Origin of the sequence: Microbacterium sp. 1S1 (assembly GCF_008271365.1) — a bacterium.
Classification (GTDB): domain Bacteria; phylum Actinomycetota; class Actinomycetes; order Actinomycetales; family Microbacteriaceae; genus Microbacterium.
In genome coordinates this window covers 1,973,354-1,997,943 of the sequence record NZ_CP043430.1, presented here as the reverse complement: position 1 = coordinate 1,997,943, position 24,590 = coordinate 1,973,354, and the positions used below count along the sequence as shown (strand labels likewise).

The 24,590-nt window shown below is 63.5% G+C and carries 25 protein-coding genes; 12 read left to right on the top strand and 13 right to left on the bottom strand.

All coding sequences use genetic code 11. The features are described from left to right. Positions 1-33: 33 nt before the first annotated feature. Complete coding sequence (locus tag FY549_RS09715; protein ID WP_149084832.1) at positions 34-1,038, bottom strand: heme biosynthesis protein HemY; 1,005 nt, start codon at positions 1,036-1,038, stop codon at positions 34-36. A 66-nt stretch (positions 1,039-1,104) separates the two neighbouring features. After that, a complete protein-coding gene (locus tag FY549_RS09710; RefSeq protein WP_159463191.1) occupies positions 1,105-2,538 on the bottom strand; it encodes an SIR2 family protein in 1,434 nt (477 codons plus the stop codon). Between the two features lie 441 nt (positions 2,539-2,979). Here FY549_RS09710 and FY549_RS09705 point away from each other — a divergent pair, with 441 nt between their 5' ends. The 3 genes from FY549_RS09705 to FY549_RS16525 all read left to right on the top strand — a co-directional run bounded on the left by FY549_RS09705 (position 2,980) and on the right by FY549_RS16525 (position 4,957). Next, positions 2,980-3,525, top strand: a complete 546-nt coding sequence (locus tag FY549_RS09705; protein WP_149084830.1) for a hypothetical protein — start codon at positions 2,980-2,982, stop codon at positions 3,523-3,525. Positions 3,526-3,670: 145 nt separating this feature from the next. Next, entirely contained in the window at positions 3,671-4,768 is a 1,098-nt protein-coding gene (locus FY549_RS09700) for a hypothetical protein (RefSeq protein WP_101846705.1), read from the top strand. Between the two features lie 30 nt (positions 4,769-4,798). Next, positions 4,799-4,957, top strand: a complete 159-nt coding sequence (locus FY549_RS16525; protein ID WP_158297113.1) for a hypothetical protein — start codon at positions 4,799-4,801, stop codon at positions 4,955-4,957. A gap of 48 nt (positions 4,958-5,005) precedes the next feature. On the opposite strand, the gene FY549_RS16905 is transcribed toward FY549_RS16525, so the two are convergent. Continuing rightward, positions 5,006-5,569, bottom strand: a complete 564-nt coding sequence (locus FY549_RS16905; RefSeq protein WP_149084829.1) for a recombinase family protein — start codon at positions 5,567-5,569, stop codon at positions 5,006-5,008. A gap of 328 nt (positions 5,570-5,897) precedes the next feature. On the opposite strand from FY549_RS16905, the gene FY549_RS09690 reads away from it, so the two are divergent. The 3 genes from FY549_RS09690 to FY549_RS09680 all read left to right on the top strand — a co-directional run bounded on the left by FY549_RS09690 (position 5,898) and on the right by FY549_RS09680 (position 9,614). Next, the gene (locus tag FY549_RS09690) at positions 5,898-6,944 is read left to right on the top strand and encodes a serine/threonine protein kinase (RefSeq protein WP_149084828.1); all 1,047 of its coding nucleotides are present in this window, start codon (positions 5,898-5,900) and stop codon (positions 6,942-6,944) included. Next, the gene (locus FY549_RS09685) at positions 6,937-7,542 is read left to right on the top strand and encodes a hypothetical protein (RefSeq protein ID WP_052674578.1); all 606 of its coding nucleotides are present in this window, start codon (positions 6,937-6,939) and stop codon (positions 7,540-7,542) included. Before FY549_RS09690 ends, FY549_RS09685 begins: the two co-directional genes overlap by 8 nt. A gap of 110 nt (positions 7,543-7,652) precedes the next feature. After that, positions 7,653-9,614 (top strand): hypothetical protein, encoded by a 1,962-nt coding sequence (locus tag FY549_RS09680; protein WP_149084827.1) that lies wholly within the window; start codon positions 7,653-7,655, stop codon positions 9,612-9,614. Positions 9,615-9,626: 12 nt separating this feature from the next. Here FY549_RS09680 and FY549_RS09675 read toward each other — a convergent pair whose 3' ends face one another. Further along, positions 9,627-9,896, bottom strand: a complete 270-nt coding sequence (locus FY549_RS09675; protein ID WP_200838701.1) for a helix-turn-helix domain-containing protein — start codon at positions 9,894-9,896, stop codon at positions 9,627-9,629. Between the two features lie 162 nt (positions 9,897-10,058). On the opposite strand from FY549_RS09675, the gene FY549_RS09670 reads away from it, so the two are divergent. The 4 genes from FY549_RS09670 to FY549_RS09655 are packed head-to-tail and all read left to right on the top strand — an operon-like array spanning position 10,059 to position 11,878. Next, positions 10,059-10,490 carry a hypothetical protein gene (locus tag FY549_RS09670; RefSeq protein ID WP_045262780.1) on the top strand — a complete coding sequence of 144 codons (432 nt, stop codon included), beginning with the start codon at positions 10,059-10,061 and terminating at the stop codon, positions 10,488-10,490. Further along, positions 10,487-11,302: a metallophosphoesterase gene (locus FY549_RS09665; protein WP_045262779.1), complete on the top strand. Its 816-nt coding sequence runs from the start codon at positions 10,487-10,489 to the stop codon at positions 11,300-11,302. Before FY549_RS09670 ends, FY549_RS09665 begins: the two co-directional genes overlap by 4 nt. Further along, positions 11,295-11,501 carry an antitoxin VbhA family protein gene (locus FY549_RS09660; RefSeq protein WP_045262778.1) on the top strand — a complete coding sequence of 69 codons (207 nt, stop codon included), beginning with the start codon at positions 11,295-11,297 and terminating at the stop codon, positions 11,499-11,501. Before FY549_RS09665 ends, FY549_RS09660 begins: the two co-directional genes overlap by 8 nt. Next, the gene (locus FY549_RS09655; protein WP_045262777.1) at positions 11,498-11,878 is read left to right on the top strand and encodes a hypothetical protein; all 381 of its coding nucleotides are present in this window, start codon (positions 11,498-11,500) and stop codon (positions 11,876-11,878) included. Before FY549_RS09660 ends, FY549_RS09655 begins: the two co-directional genes overlap by 4 nt. Before the next feature lie 7 nt (positions 11,879-11,885). On the opposite strand, the gene FY549_RS16520 is transcribed toward FY549_RS09655, so the two are convergent. Next, complete coding sequence (locus FY549_RS16520) at positions 11,886-13,244, bottom strand: hypothetical protein (RefSeq protein ID WP_158297114.1); 1,359 nt, start codon at positions 13,242-13,244, stop codon at positions 11,886-11,888. Positions 13,245-13,398: 154 nt separating this feature from the next. Here FY549_RS16520 and FY549_RS09640 point away from each other — a divergent pair, with 154 nt between their 5' ends. Next, the gene (locus FY549_RS09640; RefSeq protein WP_149084826.1) at positions 13,399-14,337 is read left to right on the top strand and encodes a hypothetical protein; all 939 of its coding nucleotides are present in this window, start codon (positions 13,399-13,401) and stop codon (positions 14,335-14,337) included. Between the two features lie 16 nt (positions 14,338-14,353). Here the strand turns inward: FY549_RS09640 and FY549_RS09635 are convergent, their stop codons facing one another. Next, entirely contained in the window at positions 14,354-14,695 is a 342-nt protein-coding gene (locus FY549_RS09635) for an ArsR/SmtB family transcription factor (RefSeq protein WP_200838702.1), read from the bottom strand. A 123-nt stretch (positions 14,696-14,818) separates the two neighbouring features. On the opposite strand from FY549_RS09635, the gene FY549_RS09630 reads away from it, so the two are divergent. After that, complete coding sequence (locus tag FY549_RS09630; protein WP_149086072.1) at positions 14,819-16,177, top strand: M23 family metallopeptidase; 1,359 nt, start codon at positions 14,819-14,821, stop codon at positions 16,175-16,177. A 23-nt stretch (positions 16,178-16,200) separates the two neighbouring features. Here the strand turns inward: FY549_RS09630 and ccsB are convergent, their stop codons facing one another. From ccsB to FY549_RS09595, 7 genes are all read right to left on the bottom strand, one after another. Then, positions 16,201-17,208 carry a c-type cytochrome biogenesis protein CcsB gene (gene ccsB, locus FY549_RS09625; protein ID WP_101846719.1) on the bottom strand — a complete coding sequence of 336 codons (1,008 nt, stop codon included), beginning with the start codon at positions 17,206-17,208 and terminating at the stop codon, positions 16,201-16,203. 39 nt (positions 17,209-17,247) lie between these two features. Next, positions 17,248-18,924 (bottom strand): cytochrome c biogenesis protein ResB, encoded by a 1,677-nt coding sequence (locus FY549_RS09620; RefSeq protein ID WP_101846722.1) that lies wholly within the window; start codon positions 18,922-18,924, stop codon positions 17,248-17,250. Continuing rightward, positions 18,905-19,660, bottom strand: a complete 756-nt coding sequence (locus FY549_RS09615) for a cytochrome c biogenesis CcdA family protein (RefSeq protein ID WP_126893206.1) — start codon at positions 19,658-19,660, stop codon at positions 18,905-18,907. Before FY549_RS09615 ends, FY549_RS09620 begins: the two co-directional genes overlap by 20 nt. After that, the gene (locus FY549_RS09610; protein WP_248540031.1) at positions 19,657-20,235 is read right to left on the bottom strand and encodes a TlpA family protein disulfide reductase; all 579 of its coding nucleotides are present in this window, start codon (positions 20,233-20,235) and stop codon (positions 19,657-19,659) included. Before FY549_RS09610 ends, FY549_RS09615 begins: the two co-directional genes overlap by 4 nt. A gap of 727 nt (positions 20,236-20,962) precedes the next feature. Beyond that, the gene (locus tag FY549_RS09605; protein WP_149084825.1) at positions 20,963-21,643 is read right to left on the bottom strand and encodes a M23 family metallopeptidase; all 681 of its coding nucleotides are present in this window, start codon (positions 21,641-21,643) and stop codon (positions 20,963-20,965) included. Positions 21,644-21,980: 337 nt separating this feature from the next. After that, positions 21,981-23,483 carry an apolipoprotein N-acyltransferase gene (gene lnt / locus FY549_RS09600; RefSeq protein ID WP_200838704.1) on the bottom strand — a complete coding sequence of 501 codons (1,503 nt, stop codon included), beginning with the start codon at positions 23,481-23,483 and terminating at the stop codon, positions 21,981-21,983. A 123-nt stretch (positions 23,484-23,606) separates the two neighbouring features. Next, positions 23,607-24,545, bottom strand: a complete 939-nt coding sequence (locus tag FY549_RS09595) for a cytochrome c oxidase assembly protein (protein WP_045262771.1) — start codon at positions 24,543-24,545, stop codon at positions 23,607-23,609. Positions 24,546-24,590 lie beyond the last annotated feature (45 nt).

Sequence of the window (24,590 nt, the reverse complement as noted above, 5' to 3'; positions counted from 1 at the left end):
TCATTCAGAGCCCGGGACACACGCGGCCTCGACTCAAGACCCCCAGTTCATGCTTGGCTCAACGGGGACATAGTCGGTGCGTTCTTCATCGTTGACATCTTGATAGGTAACCGTGAAGACCACCCCGAACGTTCTGCCAGCCTCTGTCGGGCGGCCGACGAAGCGCATGCCACCGATACCCTCCAGGTCACCCAGCTCCCGCTTCAAGACGAAGGTGAAGTAGATCGGGTCCGCGTCGATGACCAGGTTCTTCGCTTCAAATTCCTGAGCGCCGTTGGCGAGCATGAGGACATCTTTGCCAGGGCTCTGCCTCGGAAGACCGATCTGCCACGTGGGTTGCACAACCGGCTGGAGCGCCCTACTCGGGAGCGTTGCTGTCGAGGGCAGGTCGTCGCGATCTCCTGTGGGTTGCGCGTCCCCGTTCTGGTCAGTCCAGGACACGGTGAACGTGACTCCCTCGCGCTCGCCACGCTTGGTGGGGCGGCCCTGTATCGGTCTGCCGGTCGGATTGCCGGCTCCGTCGCCCCCGAGACGCCCCTGAATACCACCCTGCCTAGCACCGTCAGCGAACTCGAACAGGTCCGGATCGGCGCGCACTACTACGTCGCTAACCCAGTAGCCCGAGTTGTGAAGGTAAATCCAATCCTCGCCAGGTTCGTATGTAACGCGCCAGCGCGGGCGTGGTGATAGCCTCCGCTCGTCCTCAACCTCTCGGCTTCGCGCGGCATACCCTGCCTCTCGGAGGCGACTACGGCCCTTGCGGGTATTGATTCTCAGACCACCGACCCACGCCAGGGCCATGCGGACAGCTCCCCACACAACGCGTCGGAGGCGCCCAAGCGCGAGGGAGAGCACGACGAAGAGAACAAGCGCCACGATGAACGCGACCAAGAAGATGAGGCCCCAGTCGACTCTCTCAGGCTTGGTGAGCGACAGGGCCACCACCGCGCCGACGACTGCCCCCATCACTGGACCAATCAGTCCCTGGATCACCAGGACCCCAGCCGTCGACTGTCCCCATCGCACCCCGTCGTTCATTACCCCAGACTACTGACGGCGCAACAGCAAGCTCGATCCCGAGAAACCTTTGCGACGCGCGACGCATTACTCGGCGGGTGCCAGTTGGAGCTCAACCGCTTCCCATCTACCGATCCGCACACCTTTGGCTCCGATGGCCACGAACATCCGGCCAGCGAGGTTCACGCGAAACGGCGACTTACTGACGACCTTCTTCAGGGTCTTCGCTGTATGGAAGTCGTCAGCACCGGCGAAGGACGGCATTCGCGCTCCGACAGTGACATGGGGAGGGGTGGAGGCGTTACCCACAGCGACAAGATCGATGTCCACGCCGTTGTTCCCCTCCTCGACAGAGCGCAGCATGAACGTGGCCGGCTCATCTCTCGTTCCGCGAAGACTGACGCTCGCGATGAGGGGTTCGTCTTCATAGTCGGCGAGGGCGTCGAAAACGCCCGGGTAGCGCTGCAACAAACGGTCCCGGACGTAAGCAGGAATGGCTCGATCTCCGTTCCAGGTCTTGTTGACCTGGAACCCGAGCGTTGTCGCACGGCCCAGGGGCGAAGTTGCGGCCTGGGGCTCTCCTATGTCTCGATTGACGATGTCAACCGGAGTGCCCTTCGGCGTCATCCGGAGAAGTTCCGCAGTGATGCGGTCTCCCGCCGGCAATGAATACCCGAGGATCGTCAATCGGGATGCATTGGCGACCGCGTCGTGAGCGGTCCGCCACAGCATGTGCGCGATGTTCACGTTGTAGTAGCTGTCTTTGCTGAGCACCGGAGGAATCAGGAATCGATCCAACGTCTTGATGCCGGACAATTCCGGAGTGGTGCTCGTTGCCCGACCGAAGGTCGGTAGGGCGCGATCCTGGACGACCGTGGATCCGTCGCCTGAAGACCAGTACCAGGAAAGTGATCCGTGGAGCTTGAGCAGCTGGAATGAGCTGTCGTCGGCAGCTATCGCATCTTGCCAGCCGCCCGATCCGCTCGACCTAGGCGCGGGGTAGACGATCTGCTTCCCGTCCAACTCGTAAGAGACACCGTTGTCGTAGTGAGGCTTCACGACGCCTAGCGCACCGAACGCACTTTCTACGAGCGTGTCGTAGTTGAAGGTGATAACGACCGCTTGCTCCGCATGCCAGATAGCGACCAGCTGCAGAAGCCAGAGCGGTGGGGCGGAGCCCGTCACCGTCTCTAGAAATCCATCCAGAACGTCAGCGATTGCTGCCGTCAGTGCCTCAGCTTCCGCGCGTCGGCGAGTGTTCTCGTGGGCCTGAAGAAAGGGCAACGCGGTAGACAGCACCGTGAGGCGTTCCTCGAATGAGACCTGCTGCCCCATCGACCAGTTGAGGCCGAGGCGCTCACGGAGGGCATTCCCGAGGTCGTCGGTGAGGGGCATCAGGTCACTGATTGCTCGCGAGAATCCCGCACCGAGAACGTACACCGGTCGCCGCGGGGTGCGAAGCTCCGTGGGGGCCAGCGCATCGAGACCGTCGGACTCGGATTCCGGTTCATGGGTGCTCATGAAGTCCACGCTAGCGCCGGAGGTCGGTGACGGTCCCAGCACGGCCGCTTCCCTATGCTTTCGAGCGTGGATTGCACTTGAGGCCTCCAAGATAAGCCCCCGCCGCTCCCACGCGGCGGGGTTCGAGCCGGTTCCCCACCGGCCTGAAGGGGCCCGCGTTCCCTTCCCCGTGTTCATGCGCGGTCTCTTACGGCAGGCGTGACATCCGAGGTGACGAAGTGACGAAGTGACGGTTTCTTAGGTTTCAGCCATTCCTCTCTATAAGCGAGATCTCTCCCTAGAGAGGTAATGCCATGAAGCTCGGAAATCGTCACTTCGTCACTCCGTCACCTGAGTCAGAGAAAGATCCATCGAATCTGAGCAGTTCGGGCGCTACCCGGCGAAGTACCCACTACCGCAACGCAGACACTGTCTGCACTGCACTCAAGAGAGTAGGTACACGTGACCGATCCCGAATCTCCCACCGACAGCGCACCCAACGCAGTCCTCCGTGGGTGTGACCACACCCGACGAACGGCGAAGCAGACGCTGCTGGCGCTCTACCCCGAAATGTTCCGAAACGAGCGCCAGACCCCTGCAGGCACGCAGACTCGCACGGCGGCGGACACAGCCAACCCACCACTCCACGGGCGACCCGACGCCCCCGGTCTCTACGACCTGTACACGTCCCCCGACGAGGGCGCGTATTGGGCAGCTCGCCTGGCGCTGTCCACCGACGGTGCATGGAAGATCGACGAACCAGCCCTCACCCCGCCCTTCAAGACAGGCGCCAGCGGAGATACCCACCCCGATGACGCACGCACCGGCTTCAGGGATCGTGTGCGAGATCTGGTGCGTGAATCGCGCGACAGTGACGACCTCCTCATCGCGCTCGACATCCTCTTGGGCGACGACTGCTACCTGCGGCCGGCGACTCCTCACCCGGTGCCACCCTGCTGCACGACACATGGGATCGTCGGACGCCGGTCTTCGAGCAAGCATGACTGAGATTGACCTCGCCGCCTTGCGGTCTCGGACACCGCTGCATCCTCGTCGTACTGCGCGCCGCGGAGATCCCTATGAACTATGGCGCGGACGCGCTCTCGGCCATTGGGCCCTCGCCGAGGGCGAGCACGCGCCTTCGTGGCTTCGGATGCGGAAAGACGAGGCACGCGAGCGCGTGCTGGCTCCCCACAACCGTGAGCGCATTCTCCGCGTGATGGCGGTTCTGGATCAGTGGCGGACTGCGACCGTCGAACAGGTGGAGGCGCTCGCTGACGTCGAAGGGCTATCTCGCGGTCGCACGAGCCTCGTAAGCGCGCTGTGGAATGCGGGTCTGGTCGACGTGGGTCGCTGGGGTCACACCTGGGGACAAGTCCCGCCGCGGGAACAGCTCCTCCTGCGACCTGCCGGTGACTCCGGAGCGGTGCAGGATCTAGCGTCCGTGCTCGGGTGGGCCGATTGGTTCTCTGTCACCGCCGGTCTCGGTTTCGATGCCTCCCGTCAGTATGCGCGCCACAACGTGCTCGCCACGGAGTTCGGTCTGAGGATGGCCGAGCACGGACAGGTAGGTATGGTGCTCGGAGAGAAGCTTTCCTCCTGGGAACTGCTCGTAAGGCCCGTACCGGGCGCGCCGGATCTTCCGCGTGGCGGACAGTCAGCGGCCGACCTCACCCTCATCCGCCCTGACGGGCTGCGAGTGCTAGTGGAGATCACCGCTACCACCTCTGGCATGGACGCGAAGGTCCGACGCCTCGCCAAACTGCTTCACCAGCGGCCAATGGCCTGGACCGGTCTGACGGCGGTCTTCGTCATCGTTCCGCGACACGACAAGCCCGACAGCACACGCGCCGACCTCAGGGTCGTGACCCGCGCTATTGAGCGCGCGGTTCGTTCTTTCCCCGGAATGGCCGGTGACCCGACCGCGGCCAAGATCGGCGTCGTCACGTGGCGGGCGCTCTTCCCCCGAAACGGTACTGCTCGCCAGGACTTCGGAACGCTGCCGACGATGGTAGCGACCGGCCCACCAAGCGCGCGGTGGCAGACGTCGCGACTGCTTGATCCGGCGACGTTTCCTTTCCAACCGAAAGATCCTGAAAGCATCCAAGCGGTGCTGCGGAACACCATCACCTTGAGGGGCATCCCGGCATCGCTGCGTCCCCACGGCACAGAACTCCCCACAGGAGGAGGGAAGGTGAAGCTGCGCAAGCGGCACGATCCGTCCCTCGCGCGGCTCATGCTTATGGGCTGAGCCTTCACCACCAACGAAAGTCGAGACAGCATGACGAAGTACCGCGACGCTTACTGGGACCGCCTCGAAGCTCTCGAAGCAATCGAGCGCACGCGAGAGCAGGAGGAGTTCTACCAGGAGTACCGCCTCAAGGCGCTGGCGCTGCCCCCAGATGACCGCAACCTTCCGCGAGCTCCCGCAGCCGCCTGAGCCGAAGGCCCCTCCCCGCTTGGGGCGGGGAGGGGCCTTCCCGCGCGCTCAGTCTCCTCGAGTCACTCGGATCACCGTTGTCTTGGACGTGCCGAGCGCGCGTGCGATGGCGTTGTACGATTCCCCGCTGGCACGGAGTTGTCTGGCGAGTGCCTGCTGGTCCGGAGTAAGGGAGCTGGGACGCCCGAGGTGCTGACCCCGAGCACGCGCCGCGGCAATACCTTCCCTCGAGCGTTCCGCGATAACGGAGCGCTCGAGGCTTGCCACCCCAGCCATGATGGTCAGCACGAGCTTCCCGGACGGGCCCGACGTGGAGATCCCGTCGGAGAGAGAACGAAGGGTGATTCCTCGCTCGTCTAGCAATTCGACAGTCCGCAGCACGCTGGCGGCGGAACGTCCTAGACGGTCGAGTCGAAAGATCAGAAGCTCGTCGCCGGGCCTCGCAGCGTCGACGAGTCGAGTGAACCCTGGACGCTCCATCGGATCGACGGTGCCGCTGCATGTGTCTTCGTACAAGCGGTCGTACCCTGCAGTGTCGAGGACGGAGCGCTGAGAGTCGTGGCGCTGGCCAGTTGTGGAGATTCGGGCGTAGGCGAAGGTGAGGGAGCTCATACCAAGACCATGCGCGGTGCAGGTCGGAAAGTCATGCCATCTGTACCGTCCGCGATGGGCGCGGGATTCCCGCGGGCAGTCCGGTCCAGAACTCCGGTCCACTCCGTGATCTTCGACGACCGAGTTTCGTACCACGACGCCCCGTCCACGCCTACCAGATCTCCGCCAGGCTCATTCCACACAGCGGGACGCAACGAATTGGCGCACCACACAATAGCGGCGCCGCGAGCGGTCACGGATCGGGGCGGAACATGACCACCTGCCGTCGGAACATGCGCGGGAATGGGTTATGGATATGCTGACGCTACAGACAGGCGGGGGGGGGCGAGTGTCAAGTCAGATTGCGGTGCTCGGAGCCGGCGACGTCGATTTCCGGTTCCTTGAGGTTCGGTTCTCGGGCCCGGCCGGCGCTCGCGACGCGTTCGAACGACTCGTTGCGGACATCGTGGGCATCGTTCATCCCGACGTTCAAGAGATCCAGGCGAATCCGGGCGACTGGGGCATCGACGCCTTCGTAGGGGACTTGGGCGAGGCTGGTGAAGTTCACGTCTGGCAGTCGAAGTACTTCATCAACGGTTTCGGACCATCGCAGCAGAGTGAAGTGCGGGAGTCGTACAAGTCCGCGCAAAAGGCAGCACACGAGCATGGCTACAGGATTGCGTCGTGGACTCTGTGCGTCCCGTGCGAACTCGACGGTCCAATGCTCAAGTGGTGGAACGGGTGGAAGAAGCGCACGGCGAAAGTGGATGACCTAACCATCGAACTGGAGTCGGGCGGGCGCCTCCGGCGGCGACTCCAGGCCACTGCTGGTGAGGACGTGCGCCGGTTCTACTTCTCTCCTGTCTTTGCGGTGCCCGAACGCTCCGAGGACGAAGTGGAACGCGGGCTCGAGGAACTTGTCGATGAGTCGAAGTATGACGGCGCCCTCTTCGTGCGCCAGTTGGATGAAGCCGGGCTACCTGAAACCCGCTCAGCGAGGGAAGCGTTCTTCAACGCTGAAATCCTCGAACGCGAGGTCACAGACAAGGGTCTTTCGACCGAAGTCTCCGCCCTATCGACGTGGCGAGTTGCCGTGTCGTCGACGTGGTCGGTCGCATTCAACACTGCATGTCAGACGTCGCCCGAGCGACGGTTTCCTCGGCTGTATGGAGAAGTGCTTGCCGGGATCGAAGCCAGTCATGTGCGCGAAGCGGCGAGCCTGCGCGCACATGTGATTCACGGCGTTGGCCTGCTTCATCAGGCTGTGGACAACGGACGCGCTGGATGGGTTCGGGATTGGCGAGAAGTCGCGCAGGACCACCGATCTCGCACCTCCCTGTCGAAGCCAGCGACCGGGCGCGAAGTCGATGATGAGACGGAGAACACTGATGACTAGTTCGACCGCGTTCATGGATAACGCCGCATCCACGCTCAGGGCTGAATCCGTCCCGGCCTTCCGCATGGCGCAGCTCCTTCTCGTCCTCGATGGCGTTCAGCCTCCACTGAATCGAGTCGACCTCGAGCGCCTTTCCATCATCGAATTTCTCTCGGCCAATCCGTTCCTTGTGGTGGGCGACGACTCGCCGGAAGCAAACGAACTTCGCCTTCAAGGGTTTGGGCGCCACTCCATCACATACGCCTCCCCTAGTCAGCGGTTTGTCTCCCGTCGCGAGCGAGTAGCGTCTGATGTCGCTCAGTTGGTCTCCCTTGGACTTGTTCGACTTTTCGTCGCTGACAGGCAACGAGTTTTCTCCCTCACTGAGCTTGGCGAACAGTCAGCCGAGCGACTCTGCTCGGTCTATGCGGATGCGTATCGGCTTAGCGTGGCCACTGTGGGCCCCTTGGTGATGCGGCTCTCGGCTCAAAGGATGCGCCAACGCCTCGAGACCTGGCTCCGGGTCGACCCGATGCTTTTCGACCTCATCGACGCCCCCACATACCACGAGTTCGAGGCGGAGACTTCCGGCCTCGCATCACGCGACATGCTCTTCTAGGACCACTACCAATGACTGCCACTCGCCCTGCATTCAACGTCCGCGGCCTCCGTCTGGTCGGGCCAAACCACTCATATCGAGTCAACTTCACCGACCGGAATGATGCCGACGTGATCCGTCAGCTTTCGATAATCGCCGGCGAGATCAGCACTGGAAAGACTTCGGTGCTCGAGTTCATCGACTGGTGTCTCGGTGCGAAGGAGCACCCTGAACACGACGAGATCATGGCGAACGTACGCTCGGCTCAGCTCGCCATCGACGTGGCAGACGCGCGATCTACCGGAGACACCGCGAGTCGATACGTTATCGAGCGAGCTCTCGGGTCGAAGAAGACGGCCGCTTACCTCTACACCGGCGATTTGGACAGCATGTCTGGAACCCCGGTGAGGTCGTTCACTTCAGACCCCGCGGATACCGACTCTCTGTCGCACTACCTACTTCAGTTGTGCGGCCTCGCCGGTTTGCGCTTGGACGAAGCACCAACGCAAACGGATTCGAAGACAAGCGTGCTGAGCTTCCGGGATCTACAACCCCTGTGGTTCCTGTCGAACCGACGGCTTGACAACGGTGACCTCACTTACCACAACCAAACCGCGCGCTCCATCAAGCTGAATCAGGTCGTTAACTTCTTCTTCGGAGTATCCGATAACCAGCAGTCCTCGTTGTCGCGTGCGGTAGAAGAGCTCGGAGCTGAGGAACGCGAACTGTCGCGCGCCGTCCAGACCCTTCGCACCTTCATGACGGACGCGGGCTTCACGACGCTCGAGGAAATCACTGCCGAGTCGGACCGGCTAGGGACACGGGTCGCTGAGCTCAACGCCAAGAGGCGGAGCATCGACGCCGACATCTCCGCCCGCGGCGACTTCACGACCGAGCTTCGCGCGGCGTTCGCGCGGAGCACGAATCACGCTCGGAGAATCCAGACTGAGCTGCGTGACCGAGAGACTCTGACGCTGCGGCTCGAACCGCTCCGTGCTCAGTATGCGGACGAGATCCGCCGACTCGACCTTGTTGCGGAGTCTGTCAGCCTCTTTGACTCCCTGACCGTCGTTACATGTCCCGCGTGCCAAAGCCACTTGAAAACGTCACCGACCGTCGTCGGTGACCGATGCTCGCTGTGCCACTCGGACTTGACCTCGGATGACACCCCGCAAGATGAAGCTCCCGACCTTTCGACCGAACGACGCAACCTCGTCCGCCGGCTGAATCAGCTACTCGCATTCTCGCAGGAGGTGAGGGCAGAAGGTGACGAGCTTCGTCGCAAGCTGAGTGCGGCAAATGATGAGGTCCAGGAGGCTCAGTCTGCTCTAGACAGCGTCTCGCGCCAAGTCGTGTCCCCGTTCCTCGCACAACGTGACGAGATACAGAAAACGCTCGGCGATGCTCGGGTAGACCTCAAGACTGCGCTTCGGGCACGCCAGATGCTGCTCCAGCTACAGCAGAAGGAAGTGGAGCTGCTGAAGACTTCAGCAGCTCTCAAGGAAGCACGGTCGAGGAAGGCTGAGTACCTAAAGCGAGCCACCCCGCGGGATACGATTCTGGCTAGGGTCGGTGACCGGATTCATGAGATCCTTCGAGACTTTGACTATCCGAAGGTCGATCTCGTTCGGGTTGACAGGAACCTCGTCCCCTATGTGCGTGGCCGACGCTATGACCGAGTCGGCTCATCTGGGGCGATGACTCTCATCGCCCTTGCGTGGGAGCTCGCACTCTTCGAGCTCGCGTTCGAGCAGGGAATGGGACATCCCGGCTTTCTCATTATCGACAGCCCGCAGAAAAATCTGGTCCCAGGGTCAGTCGTCACCACCGCGCCTGAGACGCCCAGTAGCTCCGACAGTGAGGGCGAAGAGCTCGGACGCCTCATCACGACGCGAAGCAGACACATCGTCGAGAACATCTACATGCATGTCTCGGACTGGGTTTTGAAGCACCCCGGCGCTCAGATCATTCTTGTCGACAACCAGCCGCCGTCGGTCGCTTCTCAACACACCGTCGTGCGGTACTCGCAGAATCCTGACTACCCGCCATATGGCCTTATCGAGAACGAAGACGGACGCGACCAAGACCGGTAGCGACTCGCTTCCTCAGCGAGCCGTCACGTCCGGGTGGTTCGCCGGCACCAACTCCTGAAGCGACACCTCAAAGATCTGCGCCAAGGCTAGGAGCGTTCGCAACGTGGGGTTTGAGGGCGCACCGGACTGCGCTTCGCCACGCTCGTAGCGCTGATACGTGAATCTAGCTAGACCCGCACGAAAGGCGACCGCTTCTTGCGACAAGCCTTTCGAGACGCGCAGACGACGGATCTGAAGACCAAGCTCTGCGGCGAACTTCTGCCACTCGTCGTCAGCACTCACGTCCGTCCTCATCACTCTCCAACGATCCGATGAAGGCGCTGACCCATGGATATGTCTATGTGGCAGAATCGGTCACCACGACGCATCAACCGACGGCCGACGCCTCGCGTTTGACGATCTGCATGTGCGGCGCTGTGCATAGACCCCGGGGCGGCTCGATGCATGCCCTTCAGCCCCGAGTCTGGAGTGAATGTGACAGATCTGACACCAACCTGGTGGATCGCCACCGATGTCGAGGCGCCCCGCGAGTGGCAGGACGCATTCGAAGCGCTCACCGAGGAGAAGCGCGCAGACCATCTCGGTCTTGCCGCGGGCATCTTCGTCGCCACTGTGCGGCGAAGAACCGGCGGCGGACCCACGTTCAAGGAGCTGTTCGCTGCTCTCTTCAACGACAAGCCTCTGCACCCTGAGTGGCCCGCTGGCCTGAACTATGTCACTCGCACCGCGATTCTTCACGCGTTTCGCCTCCACGTAGCGATTCAGTGGAAACGGGGCGGATGGATCAGCTGGGACAAAGATGTTGAGCGCAGTCTCCGGGTTGGCCCGACATTCCGCGAGCGCGCTCGTGCCCACCAGGCTGCGAGGACTCAGTGAGAGCACTTGAACGCGCGTCGACCATCGATCTCCCGGATCAGCGCGTGGCGGTGTGCGGGGACTGGCACGGCAACGTCGGCTGGGTCAGGACGCTCTCTCGTATCCTGCCGGCGCTGGCACCGGACGTGACGACGATCCTGCAGCTCGGTGACTGGTGGATCGATCCCGATGCCGTCGATGAGGCACTCGCTGACACGAACATCGACCGCATCTATGTGACGCTCGGCAACCACGAACCGTGGTCGGACGTCACGCCGCTCCTCGACGAGCAGCCTAGTTCAGCCGTCCGAGTCTCGAAGCTCACCTGGCTCCTGGCAAGGCCCGCCAGGCTCACCATTGGCGGACGGTCGGTGCTGTCGCTCGGCGGTGCAGCCTCCGTCGACAGGCTTTGGCGACGAGAAGGCGCCGGATGGTGGCCCGATGAGCGCATCGATGACTCTCATGTGGCCGCGGCCATCGCTGGTGGTCCCGCTGATCTGATGCTGACGCACGAGTCCCCTGCCCGCACGCCCGTTCGCGCCGTACAAGAGGTGCTGCGGTCCAACCCGATGGGATTCCCTGACGAAACGCTCGCAGAGTCCGCACAGTCACGCGAGCGGGTTGCCAAAGTCTGGGACGCCATCCGACCAGGACTGCTGATGCATGGTCATATGCATGTTGCTGGCGGCGGCGCGACCGACGACGGGCGCCGCGTGGCGAGCTTCGGACGAGACACGATGCAGGGCAGCCTCGCGTTCCTCGACCTGCGGACGCTGCGCCTAGAGGTCCCCACGGTCCAGCAGATGAGAGAGGCGGCATTCCCCGTTGGGTAACGATGACCACGTCCGTACGCGAGAGGAGCGGCTGAACGGAGTCCTCGAAGCGTTCCACTCCTGCCGCCTCGACGGCCTCGCTCCGACACGTGATGCGATCCGCGACGCCTGGAACTACATCGAGGGCCGCCGCACCCTCGACGAGATCATCGAAGACGTTCGTCGCCGCCACACCCGGAAACCCGAGAAGGAGCCGTGACCGAGGAGGAACCGAACCCCTGGGCTGAGATCGTCGGTCCGTGCTACACGGTGACCAGCATGGCCCGCACCCTCGGACGGACGGAGGCTGAGGTCATGGAGGCTGGGAACGATCTCAGCCTCCTCATGTTGCGCACCGAAGACGGCGTCTACCTCTTCCCCGTCTTTCAACTGCACGACGGCGAGGTGGTTCCAGGTCTGCGGGAGGTTCTTCTCACCCTCCAGACCGGCGTAAGCGACTCCTGGACATGGGCGCAGTGGTTGAACGTCTCGTTGCCCGAAGCGGATCCGCCCCGCAACATCACGCGGCTTATCGAGGGGCGCCTTGATGAAGCGCTACGGGACGCGCGACACGACGCTTGGTCATGGAGTAACTGATCCGAGATCATCCTTGTGGGAGCACCAAGCTCGTGGTGCTGGTGACGAGATGTCCGGCAGGAGAAGATTGCTCCCGCATGCCGGCTCGCTCGCTAACGTGCGCCGCACCCGGTAAGGCCTCGGGCGGAAGCGGGTAGAGCGCCCCGGGGTTGTGGAAGACAGTGGTGCCATCAATCCAGCGTTCCTCATATCCCTCACCCACCTGCTGACTGAATGGCACAACCTCGCCCGAGTTGTCTTCCGCGTAACGAGAACCGCGATGGAACGCCAACAGCGATGACTCCCCCATCCCCGCCGCGATGCCCATGCGATTGAACTTGCTGAGTGTCCCTGCTGCATTGAAGATCACGGCACTGATCCGCTCCGAATCAGGCAACTTAAAGAAACCGGACTCAAGCTCCTTCGTGCCCCATTTAAGTGTTCCGACGGGGACCTCGACCTGGCGGACGACTCCATCCCGCTCCACATCTTCGATGCGCACACCGTAGAGGTATTCGTACAGCGCGGGCTGGCTCCACGTCATCGACAGGTCCTGATGGAAGTCTTGCACAGCAATCACGAAGGGTATCTTCCGCGCTCCGGTTCGCTCCCAGTAGCGCTTTCTGAGCTTTGCAACAAGCGGGCCGGAGAAGCGAGTCGGCAGGTAGTTGTGCGCATAGTCAAAAAGCTCGTCAGCCGTCTCCGGCGGAACGGGCACGTTGTGCACTGGCGGCGGGTTCGCGGTCGTTGCCTCGACGTAGAAATCTCCGAACACACCTCGTGCAAGGAAGTCTGGCGCGGGCTTGGGCTGTTCGACTCGTAGACCCGCCTCACGCATCAGCGCCCATACATATAGTTCCCACACCCTGGCATCGAAGGCAGTGGTCTGAAACTGCTCGACGAAAGTTCCATCTTGGTTCTCGTACCAACGCATGGCGACCTCTATGAGGCGACGCGCAGCGACGGCACTCGTCTGATCTCGTAGGTACTTGAATCGAACGTGCAAGCGATCCTCGTTCGAAGCCACTCTGAAGAAGTTCTCGGAAGGCCTCTCATCGCCTTGAGTGCGTGAGTTGTCGTAGTCCGCGTGAACATTCGCCATAGCTTCCGCAGTCGCATTCACCGCGGCACGTACATCTGCGTGTGGGCCTAGCAACCTGACTCCCCGATAGCGTCCAGAGAGGTCGGGAGCGAGCACGCAACTGTGGAGCTCGCGGTCGGTCAAGTCAACGAATAATACGCCGAGCACCTTAGCGGGTCGGATCTCCAGCCACGCAACTTCCTTGGTCGGCGCAAGTGGGCCCGCCCCCCGGGCCCAGACCACGAAAGCGTTGAATCGCTGTTCGCTGATCTCCGAGATCTCGACAGGTGTGTCGTTCGTATTCACCGTCTGCCTCCTCCGCCACCTGCGACCAGAGTAGCGATGCACCCTGCTCGCCAGCCCGAAGTTGCACTGCCCCGCCTCAAGGCGTCGCCGGCAACGCGAACCATAGCCCGGCTGAAGCGGGCCGCGCCGGCCGCAGTCTCGATACGCTCGCTCCATGTATTCGTTCCGCGTACCGCTGCATGTAGGAAACAGCAATCCGGACACCGCCGAGAGTCGACTCTCGCTATCAGAGTCGAACAGCGAGAGCATCTGGCTCCAGTCGAATGGGCCGCTCGCGGACGCCGAGAGAGCGGCGTTTTGCGGATCCGGCTACCCGACCGCTGAAATAGCGGAGCAACGGGCCAATGAACTTCTTCCGGCGCTGCGGCTCACTTCTTTACGCACAGGAATCTACTTCGACTTCTTGTCCCGCGAGGCATCCGCTGGGATGTCTGAGACCGCGCTGCGCGACCTCAATGAGGCTCTCCCGACAGGAGTTCGCGCTGCCCGCTTTCGCCCGGGGGTCACGGTGCACCTGACATCGGAGGACATCGTCGTGCCTCGACTGAGCGCAACAGTTCGCGCTCATACGCCCGCGCAGACCGTGGGCGCGACGTTCCAGCGCGCGATGCGCTCCGCGACCGCCTCACCGCACGGTTCTCTGGCATTCGACCTATATGTTGCCAGTTGGCGAATGCCCACGGATGACGCCCGTCTTCTCATGCTCACGTCCGCCGCCGAAGCCATGGTCGTCCGCAAGAAGGTCTCTAGTGAGGAACGAATCGCTCTTCGCCGACTTGCCGCCGTAGTCCGAGCCGATCAGACGCTGTCACCTATCAGTAAGAAGTCGTTGGAGAATCGGATCGGATCGTTGCACAAGGAGAGCATCAGCTCTGCGAGCGCCCGACTCGCAGACCGTTTGAACCCGCGCACCTTCTTGGATCGAACGGCGCGTGATTTCTTCAGCTATGCGTACGACGTCCGAAGTCGTCTCGTGCATGGCGACGTCCCTCCTTCAAGCTCGGAGGTCGCGCTCGTGCTAGGCGCTCTCGGCGAGTTCGTACGAGAGCTCATAGAACTGGAGCTGTCGTCTCTCGAGACGGCACGTCCCTAACCAGAGAGCGAGCCGGCTACTTGTCCTGTGGACTGGTCTCGACACCGGTCGGGAGGTACGCCACGTGGCCAAGCACGCCATCAAGCAGAGCCATGACGTGGTCGTCGTACAAGTCGTAGCGGACGTTGCGCCCGTCGCGATTTCCTGACACGAGGCCGAGCTCGCGCATCAGCCGTAGGTGGTTCGACACGGCTGTCTGACCAGCTCCCACAGCTTCGCAGAGCTGGGTGACGGTCAGCGACGATTGTCGCAGCGCGGTGAGGATCCGCAGCCGCACCGGAGAGGAGAGGCCGTGCATGACTTCCGCCAGCCGAACGGCTGCGCTCGACGGCAACATCGTCGCCGCATCGAAGTGCATGTCTCGCGTCACCATAGTGAGTCTACGACGACGACACTCTCTCCGAATTGACGATACATCACGAATTCGTGATGTAACTTGAAGGCGATATCCCAGCGATGAGGAGCCAAACGCGTGAGTCCGATACGCCCGACAGCCGCTGATCTCGCTTCCGCGTCGGCTGCTGATGACTGCGGCTGTGCCCCGAAACCCGCCGAGAGGGATCGACTGTGGAAGCGCCCAATCAATCGCCGCGGCGTCTTCGAGCTCGGCGCCTTGAGCGTGGTGGCGCTCGCAGCGTTCGGGGTCGGATCCGGCGTTTCCATCGCACATGCCGCAACGTACCCGTCGTGGGACGACGTTCAGCGCGCCAAGGGCAACGAGGCAGCGAAGGGTGTCGAAGTTCAACGCATCCAAGGCCTCATTCAGTCGCTGACGCAGAAGGTCGCTGACACCGAGGCCGCAGCACTGCTCGCATCCGACGAGTTCTACGCAGCGCAGCAACAGTACTTCGAGGCGATCCGGGTCGCAGACGACCTGCAGGCGCAAGCCGACGAACAGACCCTCATCGCTGAGGAGGCGTCGAGGAAAGCCGGACAGCTGGCGGCGCAGCTCTATCGCAACGGTGGCGACGACACCACGCTGCAGCTGTTCTTCGCAGGCTCTGCAGCCGAATCGGATGAGCTGCTGTCGCGATTGGGAACGCTCGACAAGTTCATGCAGCACAACCGCGCGGTCTACGACGAAGCAATCTCGTCGAAGAACGCGGCACAGTCGCTCACAGATCAGGCGGTCGTCGCTCGAGACGAGCGCGACCGACTGCAGCAGGTCGCGGAGCAGAAGATGACAGCAGCGCAGGAAGCCGCAGACGCCGCACAGGCTGCGCTCGACGAGCAGACCACCTACCTCGAGACGCTGAAGGCACAGCTCGCGGCGCTTCAGGACACGACCGCGCAAACGGTTGCCGCTTACCAGGCCGGCGTCGCAGCGCGTGCCGCGGAGGAGAAGGCTCGTCGGGAGAGAGAAGCCGCCGAAGCCGCGGCGAACAGCGGCGGCAACGGGGGGCGGAGGGGCCAGGCCGGTAGCGGAGGGTGGGTTCGACCGCACGGTGGCGCACGCAGCTCGAGCTACGGTCCACGGACCCCGATCTGCGGGCCCCAGGGCTGCTCATCGAGCTACCACTACGGCGCAGACCTGGCGAACGGATGCGGTGCGGCGATCTACGCCGCGAACTCGGGAACAGTCGACTATGCCGGAGCCAACGGGAACTACGGCAACTACGTCCGTATTCAGCACGGTGGCGGCGTGAGCTCGGGCTATGCACACATCAAGCCGGGCGGAATCGCCGTTCGTCGCGGTCAGTGGGTCGAGTCGGGACAGGTCATCGCATACGCGGGCAACACCGGGCGATCCTTCGGGTGCCATCTGCACTTCGAGGTGTACCTCAACGGTGGCTACACCAACCCGGTGCGTTTCATGGAGGACCGCGGCGTCTACGTGTGAGATAGCGCCGCGGCCCTACCGGATCACGTCAGCCCGGAGTAGGAATGGAGCCCCGGGAAGTAGATGTTCACGACGGTGAAGTTGAACAGCACTGCTGCGAACCCAACAATCGACAGCCACGCAGACCGGGAACCACGCCACCCCCGGGTGGCGCGCGCGTGGATGTACCCCGCGTAAAGGACCCAGATCACGAAGGTCCACACCTCTTTGACGTCGAATCCCCAGTAGCGACCCCACGAGTCGTTCGCCCAGATCGCTCCCGCGATGAGGGTGAAGCTCCAGAACATGAAGCCGACGATAGTGAAGCGGTACGCCAGGGTCTCCAGCGCGTCCGCGGACGGGATCGTGCGAAGGAAGCGAGGACCGCGCTTCTGCTTTCGCGCGTCCGGAGCGTCACTGAGGAGACGCTCGCGCCTACCCTGCATCAGTTGGGTGATTGACACGCCGCAGGCGAGAGCGAACAGAGCGGTGGCGAGCGAAGCCACGAACACGTGGATCACCAGCCACACGCTCTTCAGCGGATCCATCAGCGGCACAACCTCGACATAGAAGCCGAGAGTCGCACCTCCGAGAAGCAGCACGGTCATTCCGAGCAGGAACGCGCCCAAGAATCGAAGATCGTACAGCCGCAGCACCACGAGGTACACGGCGACGATGAGGAGCGTCCCGGTGAGCGCGAATTCGTACATGTTGGCCCACGGGACCCGCTCGGCCGCAATGCCTCTGCCGAGAGTTCCTCCTAGCTGGAAGAGGAACGCCAGAACCGTGAGCGACGTTCCGATTCGCGCCCACAAGCGTCGGGGTGGCCGCTGTAGAGCGGTGTCGGCGCCGGGGACATCCTCGGCGACCTCTTCGGATGAGGATGCCGGCCCACGCCCGCCGACGGTCGCCAATTTCCGCACGGGAACGGCAACCGGTGCGGCGCTGCGCTGCGCGAGGTCGATGGTGTACGCGGTGAACGCGAGGAGGTAGGTGGCAATCGCGGTCCAGACGAGGAGGAGGGAGATGCCGTCGAGGCTGAGCTGATTCATGACGGGTTCCTTTCGGTCGTGTCGTGCTGCTGGTCGTTGTCAGAAGTGGCCGGCGGGCTTCACAGGCTCCGCGCCGAGCGAAGTCGAGTGACGATGTGCGAGATCGTCGACCGCTCGTTGCAGCGTGGGGTCGTCGCCGCGCGCGAGGCCGGCGTACTCGATGTGGATGCCGTCGATCCCGTCGCGGGCTTTCACCCACACGCGACGCCGGGGTACGAACAGGCCTGCGAAGAGACCCACCATGGCAATCACCGAGAAGAGGAGCACTCCCCCACTGCTCGGATCTTGTTGGATCTGCAGCGAGGCGAATCGCTTCACTGGTTGTTGTTCCTCTGCGATCTCCCATGTGACGGACCCCCAGCCATTCGGGAGGTCAGCTGTGTCACCGGGTCGGAGTTCCAACGAGTCGGTGCCGCTGTCGCCGCCCGTCTCCTGGTCGAGTCCGCTCACGTCGAGCGTGTAGACGGAGCGCGGCGTGCCGTCGTCGATGCCGAGGTCCCCGCTGAAGACGTTGAAGGTGAGCACGGGATCGACGACGTCGGGGTAGATGGACGTGAACGCACCTGACGGGAGAGTGCCCTGCGTGGGGTAGAAGAACCCGACGAGCCCGACTTGCTTCGGTAGCCCGTCCGGGATTTTGATGATGCCCAGGGAGGTCATGTTCGAGTCCTGCGGCAGGAACGGCTGCGACTCACTGAACACGACGTCGCCGTCGCCGTTCCTCACGGTCAGCGTCGGGGCGTACCCGTTCCCCAGGAGGTAGATCCGGTCATTCGCAATCGTGGTCGGGTAGTTCACTCGAACGCTGCGCTCACTGTCCTGCTCGCCCGGCTGGCGGACCGTGATCTGCGCATCGAAGTTCTCTGCCTGTCCCGCGCCCGGTGTGCCCGGCAGTCGATAGGCGACGCGGAAGTCGTCGAGCGTGAGCGAGTACGGAACAAGTCCCGCGCCGTCGACGAATCGTCCCGGGTTGAAGGACGAGTAGTCGCTCAAGGCATTCACGAACGTCGTCCCCTCCACCACGACTCGTTGTCCGGTGTACGCGAAGGATCCGCCTACTGCGACCGAGAGGAGCACCCCGACGAGCGCGACATGGAAGACGAGGTTGCCGGTCTCACGGAGGTAGCCGCGCTCTGCTGATACCGAGTAGGTGCCTCCCTGGTCGTAACGCTCGACGCGGTAACCGGATCTGCGCAGCATGTCGGAAGCCGCGGAGACAGCCCCCTCAGCATCGCCACCCTTCCCAGCGATGAACCTCTCGCGATGAGCGGGCAACCTCGACAGTCGGGACGGAGTGCGCGGAGGTCGTGACCGCAGCGCGACATAGTGGTGCTTCGCACGCGGGATCACACACCCGATGAGCGAGACGAACAGCAGAAGATGGATGGCGGAGAACCACGGTGAGATGTAGACGTCGAACAGTCCAAGGCCGTCCGCGAGCGGGAACGCATCGGGGTTGTTCCTTCGCCATTGCACGACGCCGTTGGGGTCTGCGCTGCGTTGCGGGAACAGTGAACCGGGGATCGCTGCGACAGCGAGGAGCAGAAGCAGCAACAAGGCGGTGCGCATGCTCGTCAGTTGTGTCCACCCCCATCGCAGCCAGCCGGTCACGCTGAGCGCCGGGCTCGTCACCTCAGATGTTGCGCCGGTATCGGCGTGGTCGGCTGGCCGGAGCGGATCGCCCTTGGTGTCGGGGTCAGAGAGGGAGCGGGACATTGATAATCACCTGCTGAAGTTGGGACATGAGAGCGGTCCAGAGGCCGGAGACCATCAGGATCCCGAGAGCGACGAGCATCGCTCCGCCGATGAGGTTGAGCGTGCGGACATGGCGTCGGAGGAAGGCGAGCGAGGAGGACGCCCATCCCCACCCGGCGGCGAGGACGATGAAGGGGATACCGAGGCCGAGGGAGTACGCCAGCCCGAGCAGGCCGGCTCGAGCGGGGTCACCCAAGTTCCATGACATCGAGATGATTGCGGCGAGTGTCGGGCCGATGCAGGGTGTCCACCCCACTCCGAGTGCGAACCCCAGCAGCGGGGCGCCGACCAGACCTGCACGACTGCCGATCCGTGGGCGCATCGTTCGCTGCGCGACGCCGAAGAGTCCGATGAAGACGAAGCCCATCACGATGATGACGACGCCGAACACCCTGGTGAGAATGTTCGCGTACTGCAGCAGCACGAAGCCGAACGCACCGCCGAGGATGGTCACGGCGACGAAGACGGTCGTGAAACCTGCGATGAACAGCGCCACCCCCAGCATCAGTCGACCGCGGTGCGACTCTCGGCTTCCGCTCTTGCCCTGTTCTGGCCGCACAGTTCCGCCGAGGTACCCCAGGTACCCGGGCACCAAAGGGAGGACGCACGGTGAGACGAAGGAGACGAGCCCGGCGAGGATCGCCACGGGGATGGCGATCCACAGAACTCCGTCGACGATAAGCGTTCCAGGGTTCATGGGACGCTCTCCTCGAGAACGTCCTCGACGAGCGTCGCGAGGATTGAGGCACTGTCGAGCTGACCGATGACGCGGGCGGCGACTCTGCCGGAGCGGTCGATGACCAGGGTGGTCGGCGTGGCTTGGATCGGCGTCACCTGAGCGAAGGCCAGCTTGACCTTGCCGTCGTTGACGTCGATCACGCTCGGATACGTGACGCCGTTGTCTTTGGCGAACGAGAGCGCGGTGGCGGGTTGGTCGTAGGTGTTCACCCCAAGAAAGGCCACGCCGTCGTCGCGATAGTCCTGCCACACCTGTTCGAGGTATGGCGCCTCGACGATGCAGGGGCCGCATGCGGCGTACCAGAAGTTCACGACGAGGACGTCGCCGCGGTAGTCGTCACTCGCGACTTCCTCTTCGGTCTCCGTGACCCCTTCGAATGTCACCGGCTCTCCGCGCTCGTCTTGCGGGATCTCGACGACTTGGAAGTCTCCCGCGATGAAGCCTTTCTCGTTGCCATCCCTGTACTGCTGGGAAAGGGAGTCGTTGGACGCGCACCCTGCGAGCAGGAGAAGGACGGGTATGGAGGCGAGCACGGCGTGACGAATACGTCGTCGTCGGCCGTGATCCTGCGCGCTGGGGACGCCGGTGGCGGGTGGTCGGGGGACGGGCTCGCTGAGCATAGGTTCCTCTTCGGATCTGAATCTCGTTTGGCAGGGCAGAGCCGGTGGTTATCGGGCTCATGCCTCGCGCCCGGGCCATCAGTGCTCGACGAGGAGCGGGTCCCGGGGCGACGTCGCGTCTCGCTCCCGAGTGACGAGCATGACGACGGCGTGAATCGAGGAAGCTCAGGTCCGCGACACGCGGAGTTTCGTGAGAGAGGGGGCGGTGGCCCTCATCGCGATGCTCGGAAGAAGTCGACGTATCAGGTGAGACCTGATACGTCCCGGGTTCATTAGAGGCATTGGCCGACGCAGAGCGCTGAGGAGCAGGAGAAGTACTCCGCAGAACAGTCCGAGAGCGCACGCAACGGGGCCCATGCCGATACTCGATGCAGAGGGCTCCCCCGCCGACGCAACCGAGGGCGCGTCCGGCGCAGCGTTTCGTGCATCGAGCGCCGAGGGATCGTCGACGCCGACGGACGTCGATGCATCAGGTGTCGCCTGATATGGAGCGCAGGCGACGCCCAACACGAGCAACAGTGACGCCATGACCACGACAATCACACCGACGGCAAACGGCGATGTCGCCGCCTTTCGCCCTAGACGAGGGTTCATCGCCCCGCCTCTCAGGTCGAGGTCATCAAGCGGGACGCGCCGGAGCTCATTCACCGGTCTGCTCCCGCAGCCAAGCGACAGGATCGACCGTTCCGTCTCCTGTCGACACTTCAAGGTGCAAGTGCGCACCAAAACTGCGTCCGGTGTTGCCGACTCGTCCGACGACTTCGCCGACGGAGACACTCTCCCCCTCACGAACTCCGAGGGAGCCGCGCAACATGTGCGCGTAGCGGCTGAATACCGTCTGCCCGTCGATCTTGCTCTCAATGTAGACCGTGACCCCGAACGCCCCGCCGTTCTCGGTCGCGATGCGGACCGTTCCGCCGGCCACGGCGCGGATCTGAGCTCCCTCACCTGGTGTGAAGTCGGCGCCTTCATGCATTCGCCCCCACCTGGGCCCGAAACTCGACGACGTGGGCACGCTGACCGGGAACGGCCACTGCACCTCAGCATCGGGATCGAGCAGCAGGGATCCGCTGAAGTAACGGATTCCTGCTGCCGCCGCGAGCTGCGGGACAGACGTCACGCTGAAGCCGTTCGACCGACCAAGGTCCTCCGCCGCAGCATCCTCCGGCACGACAAACGCCTGAATGTCACTATCGGCGGCGGATCCGTCGCTCTCGGAGGGCGCGAACCGCGCCGTGGTATCCGTCCTGGCCGCCGCGACGGTCTCGGCCGGGATCGTCATGCCGACCATGAACGAGGAAGCGACGGTCAATGTGCCCACCACGATGAGCGTTCTCCCGATTCGCCGCCCGATGGACCTCGCAGGAGCAGGCTTTGCAACGCGTCGAGCGTCCTGCTCCGTGGGGGTGGTGGATGGAGTCGTGTTCACCGTCTTCGCCGGAGTCCGCACGTCGTGCTCTCGGCTCGGAATGCCCTCGTCACGAGGTCGATGGTCGGATGCACTGATTGGTGGAATCGGCGGATGGGACAGGGCCTCGCGCCTGCGCCGAAGTTCGGAGCGGGTGACTGGCGGAGTCGGGGCTGTCGACGCGGTCTCTCGGCGTCGAAGCTCCGACCGCGTGAGAAGCGGCTCCGGTCGAATGTTCGGCTCGAGAGGGTCATGTGTGGTCACGGTTCGGGCCTCCGGATTCGGGTTCGGGGGTCGAGTCTGGGCCGTTCGACGATGCACGTCGAACGATGAGGGCAAGTGTTGCGAGGCTTCCGAACGCGAGCAATGGCGCGCTCAACGCGAGCCACTTCTCCGCGAGGATGCCTGGTGCGATGCCTGAGCGGAGCGGCACATCCGTGATTGCGGCAGCGACCGTGTCGACGCCTGCTGTGTCGAGGATCGCGCCGTCCGGGGCTATGACTTGACTGGTGCCCACAGTGGAAACGTTCACCACGCTCTTACCGGTCTGGATGGCACGCATCCGGGCAAAGGCCAGTTGCTGAAGGTTCTCGTCGGAGCCGCGGAAGTCCGCGTTGTTGGTTTGGAAGATGTAGAGCTTCACATCCTGCTCAGCAGCGGCACGGATCACGTCGTCGAAGATCACGTCGAAGCAGATCGCGAGACCGATGTCGGTCTCGCCGACGGTCACGACGGGTGGGTTCGTGCCGGCAGTGTACTCGCGCTGGATCAGCCCGACGAGGTCGGGGGCAAGGCGCTCGTACAACCATCGGTCGGGGACGTACTCGCCGAATGGGACGGGATTGACCTTGTCGTGGACTTGAGAGCTGCCGGGGTTTGCCGTCCACAGGAAGGAGGTGTTGAACGTCTCATCGCCTCGTGCCGTCGCCGCGTTCGCCAGAAGCGGCGCCCCCGTCCGGGACACGATCCGATTCAGTTCAGAGGCGGCCTGTCGGTTGCGGAACGGGTCGAACTCCGCCGATCCTTCGGGCCAAACGAGCACGTCCATGTTCCGGTCGAGAATCGGTTCCGATGCCTCGACCTGTGCTTTGAGCAGGTCACCCGAGGCTCTACCGTCGAAGTAGCCTGAGGGACCGTTGCCTTGGACCCACCCAACCGCGAATGTGCCCGCGCCTGTCGTCGCATATTGCGGTGTCACACTGAGTCCGAAAACCAGGACGACAGCGGGCGTCAGAACGGACACTGCGCGCAACCCGATACGAAGCCACTGCACGATGCTCGCAGCGATGACCGCGATGGTGAGCGAGAGCCCGGTCACACCGATCCACGACGTAGCTTCCGGGAACGGGCTCTCTACCTGCGTCATCCCGAGTCGCACCCAGGGGAACCCGCCGTACGGCCACGATCCGAGCACGATCTCGCGGGCAACCCACAACCCGCCGACCAGTGCGGGTACGGCGACGATTTGCCAGACACGACGGCCACGGAAGCGGCTCGTCCATCGGTATGCCAGCGCTATGGGAACCGCACCGAGCCCGAACAGGAGAGCCTGCAGCCCCGACAACGCGATGCGTGGCAACGGCCCGAGGAACTGACCAACCCAATCGAGGTGAAGCGCGTAGAACGTGACACCGAACGCGAGACCGACGAGCAGCGCTCCGCCGACGCTACGTCCGACGGTCGCAACCAAGGTGAGGACGACGCTGACGAACGCGAGGGGCCACCAACTGACCTCGGGGGTCGCGAGGTCCATGGCGAGTCCACCGACCGCCGACAGTGGAACGGCGACCCATACACCGACGAGTGGTCGCGTGAGATCAGTGTGCGTCGTTCGGGCCTCAGACGTCGGCGTGGAGTGGAGTGTCGTCGGCATTGCTCAGGCGTCCCGCTCGCGGAGTTTCTGGAGGTACGCGTTGTACTCATCCAGCTCGGATGATCCGTACATGTCTACGTACCGGTCCTGTGCCTTGGATCGTGCGGTGTCCTCCCGGAACCATCGGTGCATGACGTAGATCAGCATCAGGAGCGTGGGGGCCTCGCCGTACGACCAGGCGAGTCCGCCGGCGAGCCGCTGGTCTTCGATGGGGTCGAGTCCCATGGCCTGCGTGGGCGCGACGAAGTGGGTGATGAGCATGGTGGTGGCCATCATGAGGAACACTCCGAAGAAGGCGTGCAGCGCGGCTTCGGCGAACACATCGAGGGCGCGGCCGCCGTGACTGAGGCGAACGGGTAGCGGGTCGGAGCTCAGGATGGGGATTGTGAAGATGATGCCCGCGCCGAGGAACGCCACCTCGAGGGCGATGTGTCCCGCGGTCGAGCTCAGGAGGGAGTCTGCGAACCCCGCGAGGTACAGGCCGTAGAACGCGGCCAGATAGAGAGGGAGCGCCGCCCATGGGCTCAGAGCCCAGCGCGCGAGTCTGCTGCGCAGCCCCGCGTGGGCGACGGCGAGTGCCCTACGCCCCAGCCCTACGTGCGGGGTGGCGCGGAGCAGCAAGGTGCCCGGAGATCCCAGGATGAGTAGCGGCGGAATCGCCATCATCAGAGTGAGCTGCTGGAACATGAACACCGACATCAACGCGTAGCCGTAATTCTCCACGGCGAGACCGGTCGTCCCAGCCAGGAGCGCGCAGCCGCTGAGGAAGCTGAACGTACGCCAGATGGACCAGCGTCGACCGTGCGTCCACATGCGAACGGCCCCGACCATGTAGAGAAGTGCAAGCAGCCCAGCGACCACCGGCAGCACCGGAAGCGCCCCCGGAACCACGGCGAAGTAGTCAGGGAAGGTGGGCGCGACGTCGGGGATCCACGGAGTCATCGACGGGCCCCCTCCGGCCTGTCGATGAGCTGAGCGATGAGTGCC